Source organism: Serratia sp. BNK-17 (assembly GCF_048684935.1).
Lineage (GTDB): Bacteria > Pseudomonadota > Gammaproteobacteria > Enterobacterales > Enterobacteriaceae > Serratia > Serratia nematodiphila.
This window is the reverse complement of the sequence record NZ_JBLQTR010000001.1, coordinates 805651-821243: the sequence shown is the minus strand read 5'-3', so window position 1 is coordinate 821243 and position 15593 is coordinate 805651. Positions and strand designations below refer to the sequence as shown.

12 protein-coding genes are annotated in these 15593 nt (G+C 58.7%); 7 read left to right on the top strand and 5 right to left on the bottom strand.

Features of this window, described 5'->3' with window-relative positions; all coding sequences use genetic code 11:
• The first annotated feature begins 14 nt into the window (after positions 1 to 14).
• From ACMGF7_RS04090 to ACMGF7_RS04065, 6 genes are all read left to right on the top strand, one after another.
• Complete coding sequence (locus ACMGF7_RS04090; RefSeq protein ID WP_049242067.1) at positions 15 to 878, top strand: hypothetical protein; 864 nt, start codon at positions 15 to 17, stop codon at positions 876 to 878.
• A gap of 393 nt (positions 879 to 1271) precedes the next feature.
• Positions 1272 to 2909, top strand: coding sequence for a glutamine hydrolyzing CTP synthase (pyrG, locus tag ACMGF7_RS04085; protein ID WP_004932674.1), 1638 nt, complete (start codon positions 1272 to 1274; stop codon positions 2907 to 2909).
• Between the two features lie 81 nt (positions 2910 to 2990).
• Positions 2991 to 4286 carry a phosphopyruvate hydratase gene (gene eno / locus ACMGF7_RS04080; RefSeq protein WP_004932670.1) on the top strand — a complete coding sequence of 432 codons (1296 nt, stop codon included), beginning with the start codon at positions 2991 to 2993 and terminating at the stop codon, positions 4284 to 4286.
• Positions 4287 to 4583: 297 nt separating this feature from the next.
• Positions 4584 to 5774, top strand: a complete 1191-nt coding sequence (locus ACMGF7_RS04075; RefSeq protein WP_164095549.1) for an NAD(P)/FAD-dependent oxidoreductase — start codon at positions 4584 to 4586, stop codon at positions 5772 to 5774.
• Positions 5771 to 6175: a hypothetical protein gene (locus ACMGF7_RS04070; protein ID WP_080286892.1), complete on the top strand. Its 405-nt coding sequence runs from the start codon at positions 5771 to 5773 to the stop codon at positions 6173 to 6175. Before ACMGF7_RS04075 ends, ACMGF7_RS04070 begins: the two co-directional genes overlap by 4 nt.
• A 30-nt stretch (positions 6176 to 6205) precedes the next feature.
• Positions 6206 to 7402 (top strand): methionine gamma-lyase, encoded by a 1197-nt coding sequence (locus tag ACMGF7_RS04065; RefSeq protein WP_031300382.1) that lies wholly within the window; start codon positions 6206 to 6208, stop codon positions 7400 to 7402.
• 36 nt (positions 7403 to 7438) lie between these two features.
• Here the strand turns inward: ACMGF7_RS04065 and ACMGF7_RS04060 are convergent, their stop codons facing one another.
• From ACMGF7_RS04060 to ACMGF7_RS04045, 4 genes are all read right to left on the bottom strand, one after another.
• The gene (locus tag ACMGF7_RS04060) at positions 7439 to 8833 is read right to left on the bottom strand and encodes an amino acid permease (RefSeq protein ID WP_085337443.1); all 1395 of its coding nucleotides are present in this window, start codon (positions 8831 to 8833) and stop codon (positions 7439 to 7441) included.
• A 102-nt stretch (positions 8834 to 8935) separates the two neighbouring features.
• Complete coding sequence (gene hutH, locus ACMGF7_RS04055) at positions 8936 to 10471, bottom strand: histidine ammonia-lyase (protein ID WP_015376676.1); 1536 nt, start codon at positions 10469 to 10471, stop codon at positions 8936 to 8938.
• Positions 10468 to 12159, bottom strand: a complete 1692-nt coding sequence (gene hutU, locus ACMGF7_RS04050; protein ID WP_015376677.1) for a urocanate hydratase — start codon at positions 12157 to 12159, stop codon at positions 10468 to 10470. The genes hutH and hutU overlap by 4 nt, the downstream gene beginning before the upstream one ends.
• A gap of 375 nt (positions 12160 to 12534) precedes the next feature.
• Positions 12535 to 13875, bottom strand: coding sequence for an MFS transporter (locus ACMGF7_RS04045; protein WP_049242642.1), 1341 nt, complete (start codon positions 13873 to 13875; stop codon positions 12535 to 12537).
• A gap of 327 nt (positions 13876 to 14202) precedes the next feature.
• Between ACMGF7_RS04045 and queE the strand changes: the two genes are divergently transcribed.
• Positions 14203 to 14874 (top strand): 7-carboxy-7-deazaguanine synthase QueE, encoded by a 672-nt coding sequence (queE, locus tag ACMGF7_RS04040; RefSeq protein ID WP_004932641.1) that lies wholly within the window; start codon positions 14203 to 14205, stop codon positions 14872 to 14874.
• A gap of 30 nt (positions 14875 to 14904) precedes the next feature.
• Here the strand turns inward: queE and queD are convergent, their stop codons facing one another.
• Positions 14905 to 15264, bottom strand: a complete 360-nt coding sequence (gene queD, locus ACMGF7_RS04035; protein ID WP_004932638.1) for a 6-carboxytetrahydropterin synthase QueD — start codon at positions 15262 to 15264, stop codon at positions 14905 to 14907.
• Positions 15265 to 15593: the final 329 nt, after the last annotated feature.

Below are 15593 nucleotides of genomic sequence, written 5' to 3'. Positions count from 1 at the left end.
GGGAAGGTGGCGTCATGATCAAGAGGCTAATGCTTTTAGCCTGTTTTTTCCCCGGTTTCAGCACGGCGTCTCCTCCTGCTGATGTTGGGCGGCTGCGGTATGATGAGCGCAGGCTGCCATTAGTCGATGTGCAGATCGATAACCGGTTACACACGCTCATGCTGGATACCGGCAGCGCAGAAGGGATACACCTTTATCAACACGATCTGGAGCGTCTGGTCGCGCAACCGAGTCTGAAGGCGGTGCAGCTGGCGCCTCGGCGGCTGAGAGATCTCTCTGGCGGTGAAAATCAGGTGTCTGCCTGGCGGATTAGTCGGCTGTTTATTGGCAATATCCCGTTTAACGACGTCGAAGCGGTGAGTTTTAAGCCCTGGGGACTCAGCCTGGGAAACGAGGTGCCGGTAAGTGAAGTGATGGGGCTTGGGTTGTTCCGCGATCGAAAGGTGCTGATGGACTTCGAAAACGACCGCTTGCAAATGTTGACTCATCTGCCTTCAGACATTGCAATATGGGCTTCATATCCATTCGAACAGACCGATGAGGGGCTGAGCGTGACGGCCTTCGTTGGCAATAAACCGTTGCGCCTGATTGTTGATACCGGCGCCAGCCATTCTCTTTTGTTTGCCGCAGGCTTGCCGGCTGGCCTCTTGTTTTCCGGCTGTCGCTCCATTGAGCCTGAGGCTGAGAACCTGGATTGCCGAGTGACCAGATTCACCTTGACCGATCGCCGGGGCCGGCATCACAACGATTTGGCCATCATTACCGAGGGCCCAACGTCTGAGGCGCTGGGTTTTGATGGTCTGCTGGGGATGGGCTTTATGCGGGGGCATCGTGTGATTGTTGATATGCCTGAACGCATGCTCTACATCAGTCGTTAATCCGATGCTCCTCGATCCCAGGCTAATTGGGTTTAGGGAAGCTGAACCGCCGCTACAATGTTGATCGACGACAATGTTCACGAAAGCTGAAACGGTTAAGCTTGCAGTCAGGTCACAGGCGCATGGCTGCCGTCGGCAGCAAAAGGCCAACAAACTGAAATCTAAGGCGTTTTATCGCTCCTGAGGGGCGGTAAAAAGAAATTTTCTCCGCTAACTCTTTGTATTTCCTGGAGGGTTTTGGGCGCGCCGGCGGAGTAAACCCTGATGAACACGGGAGGGCGGCCGAGATGATGGACAGCAAAACGATCGTTTGTAGGTCAGGAGAGGTTCGGGTATACTACTTTCCCGTCCTGGTTCTTCCATCGTCTTTAAACCTAAACTCTCAGGTTCAGCATGACAACTAATTATATTTTTGTGACCGGCGGGGTCGTATCCTCTCTGGGTAAAGGCATTGCCGCAGCCTCTCTGGCGGCTATTCTTGAAGCCCGTGGCCTCAACGTTACCATCATGAAACTGGACCCGTACATCAACGTGGATCCGGGCACCATGAGCCCGATTCAGCATGGGGAAGTTTTCGTCACCGAAGACGGCGCAGAAACCGATCTGGATTTGGGTCACTACGAGCGCTTCATTCGCACCAAAATGTCGCGTCGCAACAACTTCACCACCGGCCGCATCTACTCCGACGTGCTGCGTAAAGAACGCCGCGGCGACTATCTGGGCGCGACCGTGCAGGTCATTCCGCACATCACCAACGCGATCAAAGAGCGCATCATCGAAGGCGGCGAAGGCCACGATGTGGTGCTGGTGGAAATCGGCGGCACCGTCGGCGATATCGAATCGCTGCCGTTCCTCGAAGCCATCCGTCAGATGGCGGTGGAAGTGGGCCGCGAGCACACGCTGTACATGCACCTGACGCTGGTGCCGTACATGGCGGCGGCGGGCGAAGTGAAAACCAAGCCGACCCAGCATTCCGTAAAAGAGCTGCTTTCCATCGGTATTCAGCCTGATGTGCTGATTTGCCGTTCCGATCGCGCGGTTCCTGCTAACGAACGCGCTAAAATCGCGCTTTTCTGCAACGTGCCGGAAAAAGCGGTTATCTCTCTGAAAGACGTTGATTCTATTTATAAAATCCCAGGCCTATTGAAATCTCAGGGGCTGGACGATTATATTTGTAAACGATTCAGCCTGAACGCGCCGGAAGCCAACCTGGCCGAATGGGAACAGGTGATCTACGAAGAAGCCAATCCGGGCGGCGAAGTGACCATCGGTATGGTCGGCAAATACGTTGAGCTGCCGGACGCTTACAAGTCGGTGATCGAAGCGCTGAAGCACGGCGGGCTGAAAAACCGTCTGACCGTGAACATCAAGCTGATCGACTCGCAGGACGTGGAAACCCGCGGCGTGGAAGTGCTGAAAGGGCTGGATGCGATCCTGATCCCGGGCGGCTTCGGTTACCGCGGCGTGGAAGGCAAAGTGATGACCGCGCGCTATGCGCGCGAGAACAACATTCCTTACCTGGGCATTTGCCTGGGCATGCAGGTGGCGTTGATGGAGTTCGCTCGCAACGTGGCCGGCATGGAGAACGCCAACTCCACCGAGTTTATGCCAGACTGTAAGTACCCGGTGGTGGCGTTGATCACCGAATGGCGCGATGAAGACGGCAACGTCGAAGTGCGCAGCGAAGAAAGCGATTTGGGCGGCACGATGCGCGTAGGTGGCCAACAGTGCAACCTGAGCGACAACAGCCTGGTGCGCCAGCTGTACGGCGAACCGACCATTGTCGAGCGTCACCGTCACCGTTACGAAGTTAACAACATGCTGTTGAAGCAGATCGAAGCCGCAGGGCTGCGTGTCGCCGGTCGTTCCGCCGACAACAAGCTGGTCGAGATCATTGAACTGCCGAATCACCCGTGGTTTGTAGCCTGCCAGTTCCACCCGGAATTTACGTCTACGCCGCGTGATGGGCATCCGCTGTTCGCCGGCTTCGTGAAAGCCGCTGGCGAGCATCAGAAGCGCCAGGTGAAATAACATATTTGGTAGGCGGCGCGCGGTGAGAACCGCGCGCTGTTTGTCTGGAGTTTTAGTTTAACTTGTACTGAGGAAAACCTAATGTCCAAAATCGTTAAAGTCATCGGTCGTGAAATCATCGACTCCCGCGGTAACCCGACTGTTGAAGCCGAAGTTCATCTGGAAGGCGGTTTCGTCGGCCTGGCTGCTGCGCCGTCAGGTGCTTCTACCGGTTCCCGCGAAGCGCTGGAACTGCGTGACGGTGACAAGTCTCGTTTCCTGGGTAAAGGCGTACTGAAAGCCGTTGCTGCAGTAAACGGTCCGATTGCTCAGGCAGTACTGGGTAAAGATGCCAAAGACCAGGCGAACATCGACAAGATCATGATCGAGCTGGACGGCACCGAGAACAAATCCAACTTCGGCGCCAACGCCATTCTGGCGGTTTCCCTGGCAGCAGCGAAAGCGGCCGCAGCTTCTAAAGGCATGCCGCTGTACGAGCACATCGCTGAACTGAACGGCACCCCAGGCAAATTCTCCATGCCACTGCCGATGATGAACATCATCAACGGCGGCGAGCACGCTGACAACAACGTCGACATTCAGGAATTCATGATTCAGCCGGTTGGCGCGAAGACCCTGAAAGAAGCGGTGCGCATCGGTTCTGAAGTGTTCCACCACCTGGCGAAAGTTCTGAAAGCCAAAGGCATGAACACCGCCGTGGGCGACGAAGGCGGCTATGCGCCAAACCTGGGTTCCAACGCCGAAGCGCTGGCGGTTATCGCTGAAGCGGTAAAAGCGGCGGGCTACGAGCTGGGCAAAGACGTCACTCTGGCGATGGACTGCGCGGCTTCCGAATTCTACAAAGACGGTAAATACGTGCTGGCCGGCGAAGGCAACAAAGCCTTCACTTCCGAAGAGTTCACTCACTTCCTGGAAGAGCTGACCAAACAGTACCCAATCGTGTCTATCGAAGACGGCCTGGATGAATCCGACTGGGCGGGCTTCGCTTACCAGACCAAAGTACTGGGCGACAAAATCCAGCTGGTTGGCGACGATCTGTTCGTGACCAACACCAAGATCCTGAAAGAAGGCATCGAGAAAGGCATCGCTAACTCCATCCTGATCAAGTTCAACCAGATCGGTTCTCTGACCGAAACCCTGGCAGCTATCAAGATGGCGAAAGACGCCGGTTACACTGCGGTGATCTCTCACCGTTCCGGTGAAACCGAAGACGCGACCATCGCTGACCTGGCGGTAGGGACTGCGGCTGGTCAGATCAAAACCGGTTCCATGAGCCGTTCTGACCGCGTTGCCAAGTACAACCAACTGATCCGTATCGAAGAAGCGCTGGGTGACCGTGCGCCGTTCAACGGCCTGAAAGAAGTTAAAGGCCAGTAAGTTCGACCGATTCGGTTGCTAAATAAAAACCCGCCGCGGCGGGTTTTTTTATGTTTTAAATTCGTGATGATTGTCATTTTAATAATAAGTTTTTTATTGAAAGCGTGGTTTTGTTTAACCCGATAATTTCATTAAAGATAGTAAACGCGATTATTTTATATTCCCATTTTGTTTGCTTTATAACTATTCGTTACTAGACTGCCAATAAGGCAGTTTATTTTCGCCGTTCTGCCGTAGACCTTGAACATCACCATACCTTAATACTGCCGGCTTGCTGGCCGGTTGAGCGAGGGCTTGATGCGACAACGAATCATCATTGTCGGCGGTGGAACCGGCGGCACCATCCTGGCCAATTTATTGGCTGCAAAATTACACCGGGAAATTATTAATAATAAAGTCGAGTTATTAATGATATCGGATTCACCGCTGCATTATTACAAACCGGCGTTTATGTATGTGGCATTCAATTCTTTTTTCAAGCAGGAGCTTACGCGCTCACAGCGGAGTTTATTGCGGCCTGAAATACAGTTTATTATTGATAAAGCGGAATCTTTCGATTTAAAACAGCGAAGTATAGCGACACAAAGCGGTAAATTTTATTCCTATGATTTTCTGGTTTTCGCCACCGGCTGCGTACCCTGGCCAGAGCGCATCGAAGGGTTGGCGCAGGCGGGCGATCATTTCTACCAGTATCAGGCCGCGCGGCAGTTGGCGCATAAGCTGGCGACGATCGAGAAAGGCCGCATTTTCATCACCGTGTCCTTCCCTGAAACGCCCAACGTGCCCCACCAGTGCGGCATCGCCCCGATCGAAACCACCCTGATGCTGGACGACTACCTGCGGCGGCGCGGCGTGCGCAAGGCGGTGGAGATCGTTTATACCTACCCAACCATTTCTCAACTGCTGCGTAACTGCCTGTTTTTACAGCGCCCGACCGGCGAAGCGTTGCCCGCCATTTTTGCCGCACGTGACATTCTCCACCAGCGTGGGTTTACCCTCAGCCGGGTAGACGCCCAACGTAACATCGCCTATTCCGCTGAGGGGGAAGAGCAGTCGTTCGACATTCTGATGGCAACGCCGCCGATTCGCGCAGTCGAAGCGGTGCGCAATACAGGGTTGAGCGAGAGTCAAAACGGTGAAGGCTGGCTGCCGACCGATCATCAAACGCTGCAGGTCTACGGCCAGCAGGGCGTGTATGTCATAGGCGATACCGTGGATTTGCCGGTCAGCAAGGCCGGCGGCTCTTGCCATAATCAGGCGCCGGTCATTGCCGACAACATCGTGGCGGAAATGCGGCTGGGCCAAACCGTGAGCCATTATGACGGCAAGGTGCAGGCGGTCGCGCAAATGGGGCTGAATGCCGGCATGCCGCTGGTGTACGACTACCGTCACGACGTGCTGCCGACGCCCGCCACCAAGGTGGGCGGCATGCTGCGCAATGGGTTTAACCGCGGCCTTTACTGGGCCACGGTAAGGGGGCTGATATGACGGAAAGCACGGTGCATGCGGCTGACCTGCAATCATTGGCGGCGTTGCTCGAGAAACTGCAGCCGCTGCTGGCGGGTGGCCGGTTGGATAACGTGGTCGATCTGTTGTCGCTGTTGTCGGACGTGGTGGATATTGCCGACAACGCGCTGGTGGAGAAATTAGCCGGCGTCTTTGAAGGTTTGGTGACCCTCGGCTGGGAAGGCGGAACGGCGCTGCAGATGGCGCACAGCGAGCTGCAGTTGAATCCACCACCGGCCAGTTTTCGCGCGCTGTACGCCTTGCTGAAGCAGCCGGATACCCTGCTGGGGTTAACGTTGCTGCTGCGTACTTTACAAATCATCGGCCAGCGCACGCGAGACAGTGCGTTGCCGTCAGCCCTGCCAGATGAATCGTCGAATTAAGCTTCACCCACTCAGGTAAGGAGTTGTGTTATGTCCGCTACAGCAGTTGGCCACGACTTTGCCACCCGGGCTATTCATTACGGCTACGATCCTCAACGGTATCAGGGGGCACTGTCTCCGCCGGTGTTTATGAGCTCTACGTTTGCTTTTCCCACGGCGGAATACGGCGGCGCCTGCTTTGCCGGCACCGAGCCGGGGTACTTTTATTCGCGTATCGCCAACCCGACGTTAAACCTGCTCGAGCAACGCATCGCCAACCTGGAGGAAGGGGAAGCTGCGGTGGCGTTCGCTTCCGGTATGGGGGCTATCACCGCGTGTTGTTGGACGCTGCTCAGACCGGGTGATGAGCTGATTGTCGACGAAACCGTCTATGGTTGCACCTTCAGCTACTTTCATCATGGTCTGGCGCGCTTTGGCGTCAAGATAACCCACGTTGATCTGACCCGGCCGGAGCGGTTGGCGGCGGCCATTGGACCGCGTACCCGCCTGGTGTATTGCGAAACGCCGGCCAATCCCAATATGCGTTTGATCGATATCGCCGCCGTGGCGGAGATCGCCCATCGGCATCAGGCGCTGTTGCTGGTGGACAACACCTACTGTACGCCCTATCTGCAGCGGCCTTTGGCGCTAGGCGCCGATATCGTGGTGCACTCGGCGACCAAGTACCTCGGCGGGCATGGGGATCTCCTGGCCGGGATCGCGGTGACGCGTCAGGCGTTGGCCGAGGCGATCCGTCTGGAGGGGCTAAAGGACATGAATGGGGCGGTACTGTCGGCGCAGGATGCCGCGCTGGTGCTGCGTGGGATGAAAACCCTGCCGCTGCGCATGGATCGTCATTGCGATAATGCGCAGCGCCTGGCGGAGATGTTGGCGGAGCATCCGGCGGTCGAGCGGGTATATTACCCCGGCCTGGCGAACTTCCCGCAGCATGCGTTGGCGCAGCGGCAAATGGCGCGCCCCGGCGGCATGCTGGCGTTTGAGCTGCGGGGTGGCTTGCGTGCGGGCATTCGTTTCCTCAACGCGCTGCAGCTCATCTTGCGCGCGGTCAGCCTGGGCGATTGCGAAAGCCTGGCGCAGCACCCGGCCAGCATGACGCACTCGGCCTACACACCGGAAGAGCGGAAACGGCACCACATCAGCGAGGGGCTGGTGCGGCTGTCCGCCGGGTTGGAGGCGTTTGACGATCTGCAGGCGGATATCCTGCAGGCGTTGGCGCAGGCGCAATAAAAAACCCGCCGCAGCGGGTTTTAGCAGAAGCGAGCGTTACATCTGTTGCGTTGCTGCGGTCACCGGCGAACCGCCGCCTTTCTTGCGCACCCACAGCCAGTAAGCCACGGTGAGGAACGCGATCCACACCAGCCCGACGTACAGCGCGATGCGGCTCTCTTCGAAGTAGCCGAGCAGGCCGATGACGAACGCCATAAAGGCGGTCGCCAATGCCGGCGCGACCGGCCACCACGGCACCGGGAAGCTCAACTGACGCGTTTCTTCCGGCGACAGCGTGCGGCGCATGACGATCTGTGACAGCAGGATCATCAGCCACACCCAGACGGTGGCGAAGGTGGCGATCGAGGCGATGATCATGAAGACCTTCTCCGGGATCAGGTAGTTGAGCACCACCGCCAGCAGCAGGGCGACCGACATCACCAGCACCGTCATCCACGGCACGCCGCTGGCGGTCAGCTTGGTGAAGCTGCGCGGCGCCTGGCCGTCCTGCGCCATGCCGTACATCATGCGGCCGGCGCCGAAGATATCGCTGTTGATGGCCGAAATGGCGGCGGTGATCACTACCACGTTCAGCACGTTGGCGGCGGAGCTGATGCCGAGGTTGCTGAAGATCTCAACGAACGGGCTGCCGTTCTGGCCGATGCTGTTCCACGGATAGATCGCCATCAGCACCGTCAGCGTCAGCACGTAAAACAGCAGGATGCGCACCGGCACGGCGTTGATCGCCTTCGGCAGCACTTTGGCGGGGTCTTTCGCCTCGCTGGCGGTGATGCCGATGATCTCGATGCCGCCGAAGGCGAACATCACTACCGCTAATGACGCGACCACGCCGCCGATGCCGTTAGGCATAAAGCCGCCGTGCTGCCACAGGTTGCTGATGCCGGTGGCGTGCTGGGCTTGCCCGAAACCGAACAGCATTACCGCCGCGCCGCCGACGATCATCGCCACGATGGCGGCGACCTTGACCAGCGACAGCCAGAACTCCAGCTCGCCGAAAACCTTGACGCTGCACAGGTTGAGCGCGCCGATAAACAGGATGATGCTGAGCACCCAAACCCACTGGGCGACGTCCGGGAACCACAGCCCCATATAGATGCCGAAGGCAGTGACGTCCGCCAGGGCGACGATCACCATTTCAAAGGTGTAGGTCCAGCCGGTAAGGAACCCGGCCAGCGGGCCGAGATAGTGGCTGGCGTAGTGGCCGAACGAGCCGGAAACCGGCTGGTGCACCGCCATTTCGCCCAGCGCGCGCATCACCATGAATACCGCCGCGCCGCCCACCAGGTAGGCCAGTAGCACCGCCGGGCCGGCCAGCTGAATGGCGCCGGCGGAGCCGTAGAACAGGCCGGTGCCGATCGCCGAGCCGAGAGCCATGAAACGGATATGCCGCGCGTTTAGTCCGCGTCTGAGTTGTGTTGTTTCGTTACGCATGTTGCTTCCCGTTAAGTGTTTGCCGAACAGGCACGCGCTGCCCGCGCCGGGTGGAACGCACCCGGCGGGGCAGAACAAACTGCGTGATTCAGTATGTGATGATTATGCCTGGCTAGGCAGCAGCGCCGCAGGCAGCAGCGATGTCAGGTGACCGGCCGCCAAGAGTTGGCTGGCGGCTTCAATGTCGGGGGCGAAGAAACGATCCTTGTCGTAGAAACTGACATGCTCGCGCAGCAGACGGCGCGCCTGCTCCAGACCTTCCGAGGTCTTCAGGCCGTTGCGGAAATCCAGGCCCTGACAGGCGGCCAGCCACTCGACCGCCAGAATACCGCGCACGTTGTCCGCCATGTTCCACAGGCGGCGGCCGGCGGCCGGCGCCATGGAAACGTGGTCCTCCTGGTTGGCGGAGGTCGGAATGCTGTCGACGCTTGATGGATGCGCCAGCGCTTTGTTTTCGCTGGCCAGCGCTGCGGCGGTGACCTGAGCGATCATGAAGCCGGAGTTCACGCCGCCGTTCTCCACCAGGAACGGTGGCAGCTGCGACATGTGTTTGTCCATCATCAGCGAGATGCGGCGTTCGGACAGCGAACCGATTTCGGCGAATGCCAGCGCCAGGTTATCGGCGGCCATCGCTACCGGTTCGGCGTGGAAGTTGCCGCCGGACAGCACGTCGCCCTGTTCGGCGAACACCAGCGGGTTATCGGAGACGGCGTTGGCTTCGATCTCCAGCACCTCGGCGGCCTGGCGGATCTGCGTCAGGCAGGCGCCCATCACCTGTGGCTGGCAGCGCAGGGAGTAAGGATCCTGCACTTTTTCACAGTTGCGGTGCGAGTCGGAGACTTCGCTGCGCGCGCCGAGCAGGTGGCGATAGGCGAGGGCGGCGTCGATCTGGCCGCGCTGGCCGCGCACCTCGTGGATACGCGCATCGAACGGGCTGCGAGAGCCCAGCGCCGCTTCCACCGTCAGGCTGCCCGCCACGGTGGCGGCCGCGAACAGATCTTCGGCATCGAACAGGCCGCGCAGCGCGAAGGCGGCGGAGACCTGGGTGCCGTTCAGCAATGCCAGGCCCTCTTTCGCCGCCAGCGTCAGCGGTTTCAGGCCGGCTTTGGCCAGCGCTTCGGTCGCCGGCAGCCATTGGCCCTGATGGCGTGCCTTACCTTCGCCCAGCAGCACCAGGCTCATGTGCGCCAGCGGCGCCAGGTCGCCGGAGGCGCCGACGGAGCCTTTCAGCGGAATATGCGGATAGACTTCGGCGTTGACCAGCGCGATCAGCGCCTGGATAACTTCCAGGCGAATGCCGGAGAAGCCGCGCGACAGGCTGTTGATCTTCAGCACCATGATCAGGCGCACCAGATTGTCGTCGGTCGGCTCGCCCACGCCGGCGGCGTGTGACAGCACGATCGAGCGCTGCAGATTTTCCAAATCGTCGCGGGCGATGCGCGTCGAAGCCAGCAGGCCAAATCCGGTGTTGATGCCGTAAGTGGTGCGGTTTTCTTCAACGATGCGTTCCACGCAGGCTACGCTCTGTTGGATAGGGCCGTAGGCGTTGTCGTCCAGCGTCAGCGTCACCGGATGCTGATAGACGTCGCGTAGCTGGGCCAGCGTCAGTTTGCCCGGGCGAATAGTCAGCGCTTTCATGCTTTTTCTCCTTGGGTCGCGGCAACCATTGGCAGATTCAGGCCTTGCTCGCGGGCGCAGTCGATAGCGATATCGTAACCGGCGTCGGCGTGACGCATGACCCCGGTAGCCGGGTCATTGTGCAGCACGCGGGCGATGCGCTCGGCGGCTTCGTCGGTGCCGTCGCAGACGATCACCATGCCGGAGTGTTGGGAGAAGCCCATGCCGACGCCACCGCCGTGGTGCAGGGAAACCCAGGTGGCGCCGCTGGCGGTGTTCAGCAGGGCGTTCAACAGCGGCCAGTCGGAGACCGCATCTGAGCCGTCTTTCATCGCTTCGGTTTCACGGTTCGGGCTGGAAACGGAGCCGGAATCCAGGTGGTCGCGGCCGATGACGATCGGGGCGGACAGTTCACCGCGGCGCACCATCTCGTTGAACGCCAGGCCCAGCTTGGCGCGCTGGCCGAGGCCAACCCAGCAGATGCGCGCCGGCAGGCCCTGGAAGCTGATGCGCTCGCGCGCCATGTCCAGCCAGCGGTGCAGGTGTTCGTCATCCGGGATCAGCTCTTTCACCATGGCGTCGGTTTTGTAGATGTCCTGCGGATCGCCGGACAGCGCCGCCCAGCGGAACGGCCCGATGCCGCGGCAGAACAGCGGACGGATGTAGGCCGGCACGAAGCCCGGGAAGTCGAAGGCGTTGTCGACGCCGGTTTCTTTCGCCATCTGGCGAATGTTGTTGCCGTAGTCGAAGGTCGGCACGCCCATCTGCTGGAACGCCAGCATGGCTTTGACGTGATCGGCCATCGACTGCTTGGCGGCGGCGACCACCTTGGCCGGCTCGGTCTGGGCGCGCTGGCGATACTCTTCCCAGCTCCAGCCCTTCGGCAGATAGCCGTTCAGCGGGTCGTGGGCGCTGGTCTGATCGGTGACCATGTCCGGGCGCACGCCGCGGCGCACCAACTCCGGCAGGATTTCCGCCGCGTTGCCGCACAGGGCGATGGAGATGGCTTTGCCTTCGGCGGTGTATTTTTTGATGCGGGCCAGCGCGTCATCCAGATCTTTGGCCTGCTCATCGACGTAGCGGGTTTTCAGACGGAAATCGATGCGGCTCTGCTGACATTCGATGTTCAGCGAGCAGGCGCCCGCCAGCGTGGCGGCCAGCGGCTGCGCGCCGCCCATGCCGCCCAGACCGGCGGTCAGCACCCAGCGCCCCTGCAGACTGCCGTCGTAGTGCTGGCGGCCCGCTTCGACGAAGGTTTCGTAGGTGCCCTGAACGATGCCCTGGCTGCCGATGTAGATCCAGCTGCCGGCGGTCATCTGGCCGTACATCGCCAGGCCTTTGGCGTCCAGCTCGTTGAAGTGTTCCCAGGTCGCCCAGTGCGGCACCAGGTTGGAGTTGGCGATCAGCACGCGCGGCGCGTTGCTGTGGGTTTTGAATACGCCGACCGGCTTGCCGGACTGCACCAGCAGGGTTTCGTCTTCTTCCAGCGTTTTCAGGGTTTCGACGATCTTGTCGTAGCAATCCCAGTCGCGCGCGGCGCGGCCGATGCCGCCGTACACCACCAGCTCGTGTGGGTTCTCCGCAACTTCAGGATCGAGGTTGTTCATCAGCATGCGTAACGGCGCTTCGGTCAGCCAGCTTTTTGCGTTTAATTGTGTGCCGCGTGGCGCGCGTACATCGACATTGCGAACTTTGTTATTTGTAGTCACAGCATTTTCCTCAAACAGTATCGGTGCAGATTCCATGCCGCGGTGGGGATGAGTACCACGGCATAACAATGCGTAGGGCTTATTAACATATACTTGTATGTACAAGCATATGCAACACTGACCAGTTGCCGCTGAAAAGTGGCATAAGAAAAAGTTATTTTCTTTTTATATCAGGTTGATATGCGATTTTTTATCGCCGGTCTCAGATACGGAAAGCCGGAGAAAAGTGAGCTGTTCGGCAAAAATGAATTAAAATTGACTCATTTTTGGGCGGCTAGTCACAATATTTTTACAGACTGATTACAGTTGGCGGCGGAGGATAAACAAGCCCTATCACCGCGGGAAGAAAGCCCGCCGTGGGCGGGCTTGCCAGGCTCAGGCAGCCGGTTGCAGCATCGGCTTGCGGCTCATCTTGCACACCGTGGCGATGGCGGCGATCAGAGCCGGTACGCACAGGAACATCAGGATGCTCTGCACTTCCCACTGCATCGCCAGCAGTTGGGCGCCCATCATGGTGCCGGCGACGCCGCCGAAGCGGCCGATGCCCTGCATCCAGGCGATGCCGGTGGCGCGGCTGTGGGTCGGGTAGAAGGTGGCCGCCAGCGTTTGCAGCCCGGACTGCGCGCCGTTCATGGTGACGCCCATCAGGAAGATGAAGGCGCCCAGCAGCACGATCTGCTTGTCTTCGGTGGCCATCGCCACGATCAGCAGGGCGGTGACGACAAAGCCGCTCGAGACCACTTTGTGCGCATTCCAGCGGTCCATCAGCCAGCCGGCCACCAGGATGCCGAGCGTGCCGCCGAAGGTGAACAGCGAGGTGAGCATCGCCGATTGCTCCAGCTGATAGCCCAAGCCCTGCATCAGGATCGGCATCCAGCTCAGCAACACGTAGTAGATCACCAGCCCCATGAAGTAGGTCACCCACAGCATCAGCGTGCCGAGCAGGTAAGGGCGACTGAACAGCAGCCCGACGCTGGTCTTGGCCTGCGTCAGCTTCTCTTCATACAGGTAAAAACGCGTCACGCCGTCGAGGCTCTGGCTGACGAAGCGTTGCGCAATGCGTTTGATCTTCGCCACATCCTGCCCGCGGTTGACCATATATTTGACCGATTCCGGCAGCAGCAGGATCAGCAACACCGTCAACGCCAGCGGCGCAATGGCGCCGAGCAACAGCACGCTGTGCCAGCCGTAGCTCGGGATCAGCCACGATGAAATGGCGCCGCCGCCGGCCGCGCCCAGCGGAAAGCCGCAATACATGGTATTGATCGCCAGCGAACGGCAGCGCTGCGGCGCGTATTCGGAGATCAGCGTGATAGCGTTGGGCATCGCCGCTCCCAGCCCGAGGCCGGTGAGGAAACGCCACAGCGTCAGGCTATTGAGCGAGCCGGCGTAGGCGGTGGCCAGGCTCGACAGGCCGAAGAACAGGCAGGAAAACACCAGCACGCGCTTGCGGCCGATGCGGTCGGAGATTGGCCCGGCTATCAGCGCGCCGAGCGACAGCCCCAACAGCGCGGCGCTCAGCACCGGTCCAAGATCCTGCTTCACGATGCCCCAGTCTTTGGCGACCGAGGGGGCGATATAGCCCATGGCGGCGGTATCGAAACCGTCGATGGCGAGGATCAGAAATCCGAGAATGATCAGTGTCCAGTGAAACAGCGAAAACTTGCTGTCGTCGATGGCCTGTTGAATGTTTAACTCGCTGGTGGAATGAGTCATGGCACCCTCTAAACGCAGATGTAGTCGTGATGGATGGAACGTGGCCGAAACTGGCGCTCGGCTTGTGTTTGCTTGTATATACATCTGCGCGTCGGCGCTTTATGTCAAATATAATTATCTTATTTGTTAACTGCGTGTTGTTTTCTGTGGAGCAGGTTGCACCACCGATGAAAGGCCAAAGACCGGTTAACAAATTAAATGAACGCCCTTGGCGGTGAGATATGCTGACGGCGGCGCGGAGGATAAAATTTAATACAATTTTGGCCGTTTGGTCGCCGGGCCGGAATCTGCGATAATCGCTTTTTACTTTTCCAGATTGAGAAACCGATGCAGTACCCGATCAACGAGATGTTCCAAACCTTGCAGGGCGAAGGCTTTTTCACCGGCGTTCCGGCCATTTTCATCCGCCTGCAGGGCTGCCCGGTAGGGTGCAGCTGGTGCGACACCAAACATACCTGGGAAAAGGAAGCCCATCGGGAAGTCGACCTGCAACGGATCCTGGTCAAAACAGAAGAGAGCGACGCCTGGGGCAATGCCAGCGCCGAGCAGCTGCTGGCGGTGATGCGTCAGCAAGGCTACACCGCGCGTCATGTGGTGATCACCGGCGGCGAACCCTGCATCTACGATCTGGCGCCGCTGACCGAGCTGTTCGAACAGCACGGCTACCGTTGCCAGATTGAAACCAGTGGCACCCACGAAATTCGCTGTTCCGCCAACACCTGGGTGACGGTTTCGCCCAAGGTGAACATGCGCGGCGGCATGAAGGTGTTGGATCAGGCGCTGCGGCGCGCCGACGAGGTGAAGCATCCGGTGGCGCGCGAGCGCGACATCGAGGCGCTGGATGCGCTGCTGGCGACGTTGCAGGATGACAAGGCGCGCATTATCGCACTGCAGCCGATCAGCCAGAAAGAAGAGGCGACCCGTCTGTGTATTGAAACCTGTATCGCGCGCAATTGGCGGCTGTCGATGCAGACCCACAAGTATTTGAACATCGCCTAAAATCAGGGCGCCATTGCGGCGCCCTTTCTTTTAACCTTTATATACGCATCCCGCCGTACAGGTCTCTTTCACCATCACCGCCGTCAATTCCGGCAGCTGGGGCTTGAGCTGCTGCCAAATCCAGGCGGCGAGCACTTCGCTGGTGGGATTTTCCAATCCTGGAATATCGTTCAGATAATGGTGATCCAGCCGTTCCCAGATCGGGGAAAACACAGCCTTGAGCTCGGCGAAATCCATCACCCAACCGGTGTGGGGATCCACTTCACCGGTCACTTCCAGACGCACCATAAACGAATGCCCATGCAGACGGCCGCATTTATGGCCCTCCGGCACGTGCGGCAAGCGGTGTGCGGCTTCAAACTGAAAATCTTTAAACAGCGTGGTTGCCATTATTACGGCCTCATTGACTCAAAAACCGCCGCATAGTACCGGAAAGCGCGTCTGCTTGCCATTTATACCGTTATGGTCTACCGCCACGGCCAACGCGCCCGTTTAACACTTTTTTTGTTTGGTGTTTGCGGCACCTATCGGCTGGGGTTATGAGCCGAAATGTTGAACGGTGAAAAAACGATGAAAAAAAGCGCTTTAATTTCATCTGGATAAAAAACTTTGTTTAACGGTTTAAGCGTTATCCCTTACCAGAAAAACAGCTTAGTCATTTTGGTTATGATTTATTGCTATCCCTTATTTAATCGTTGCTATTCTGCTCGGTAACCTTA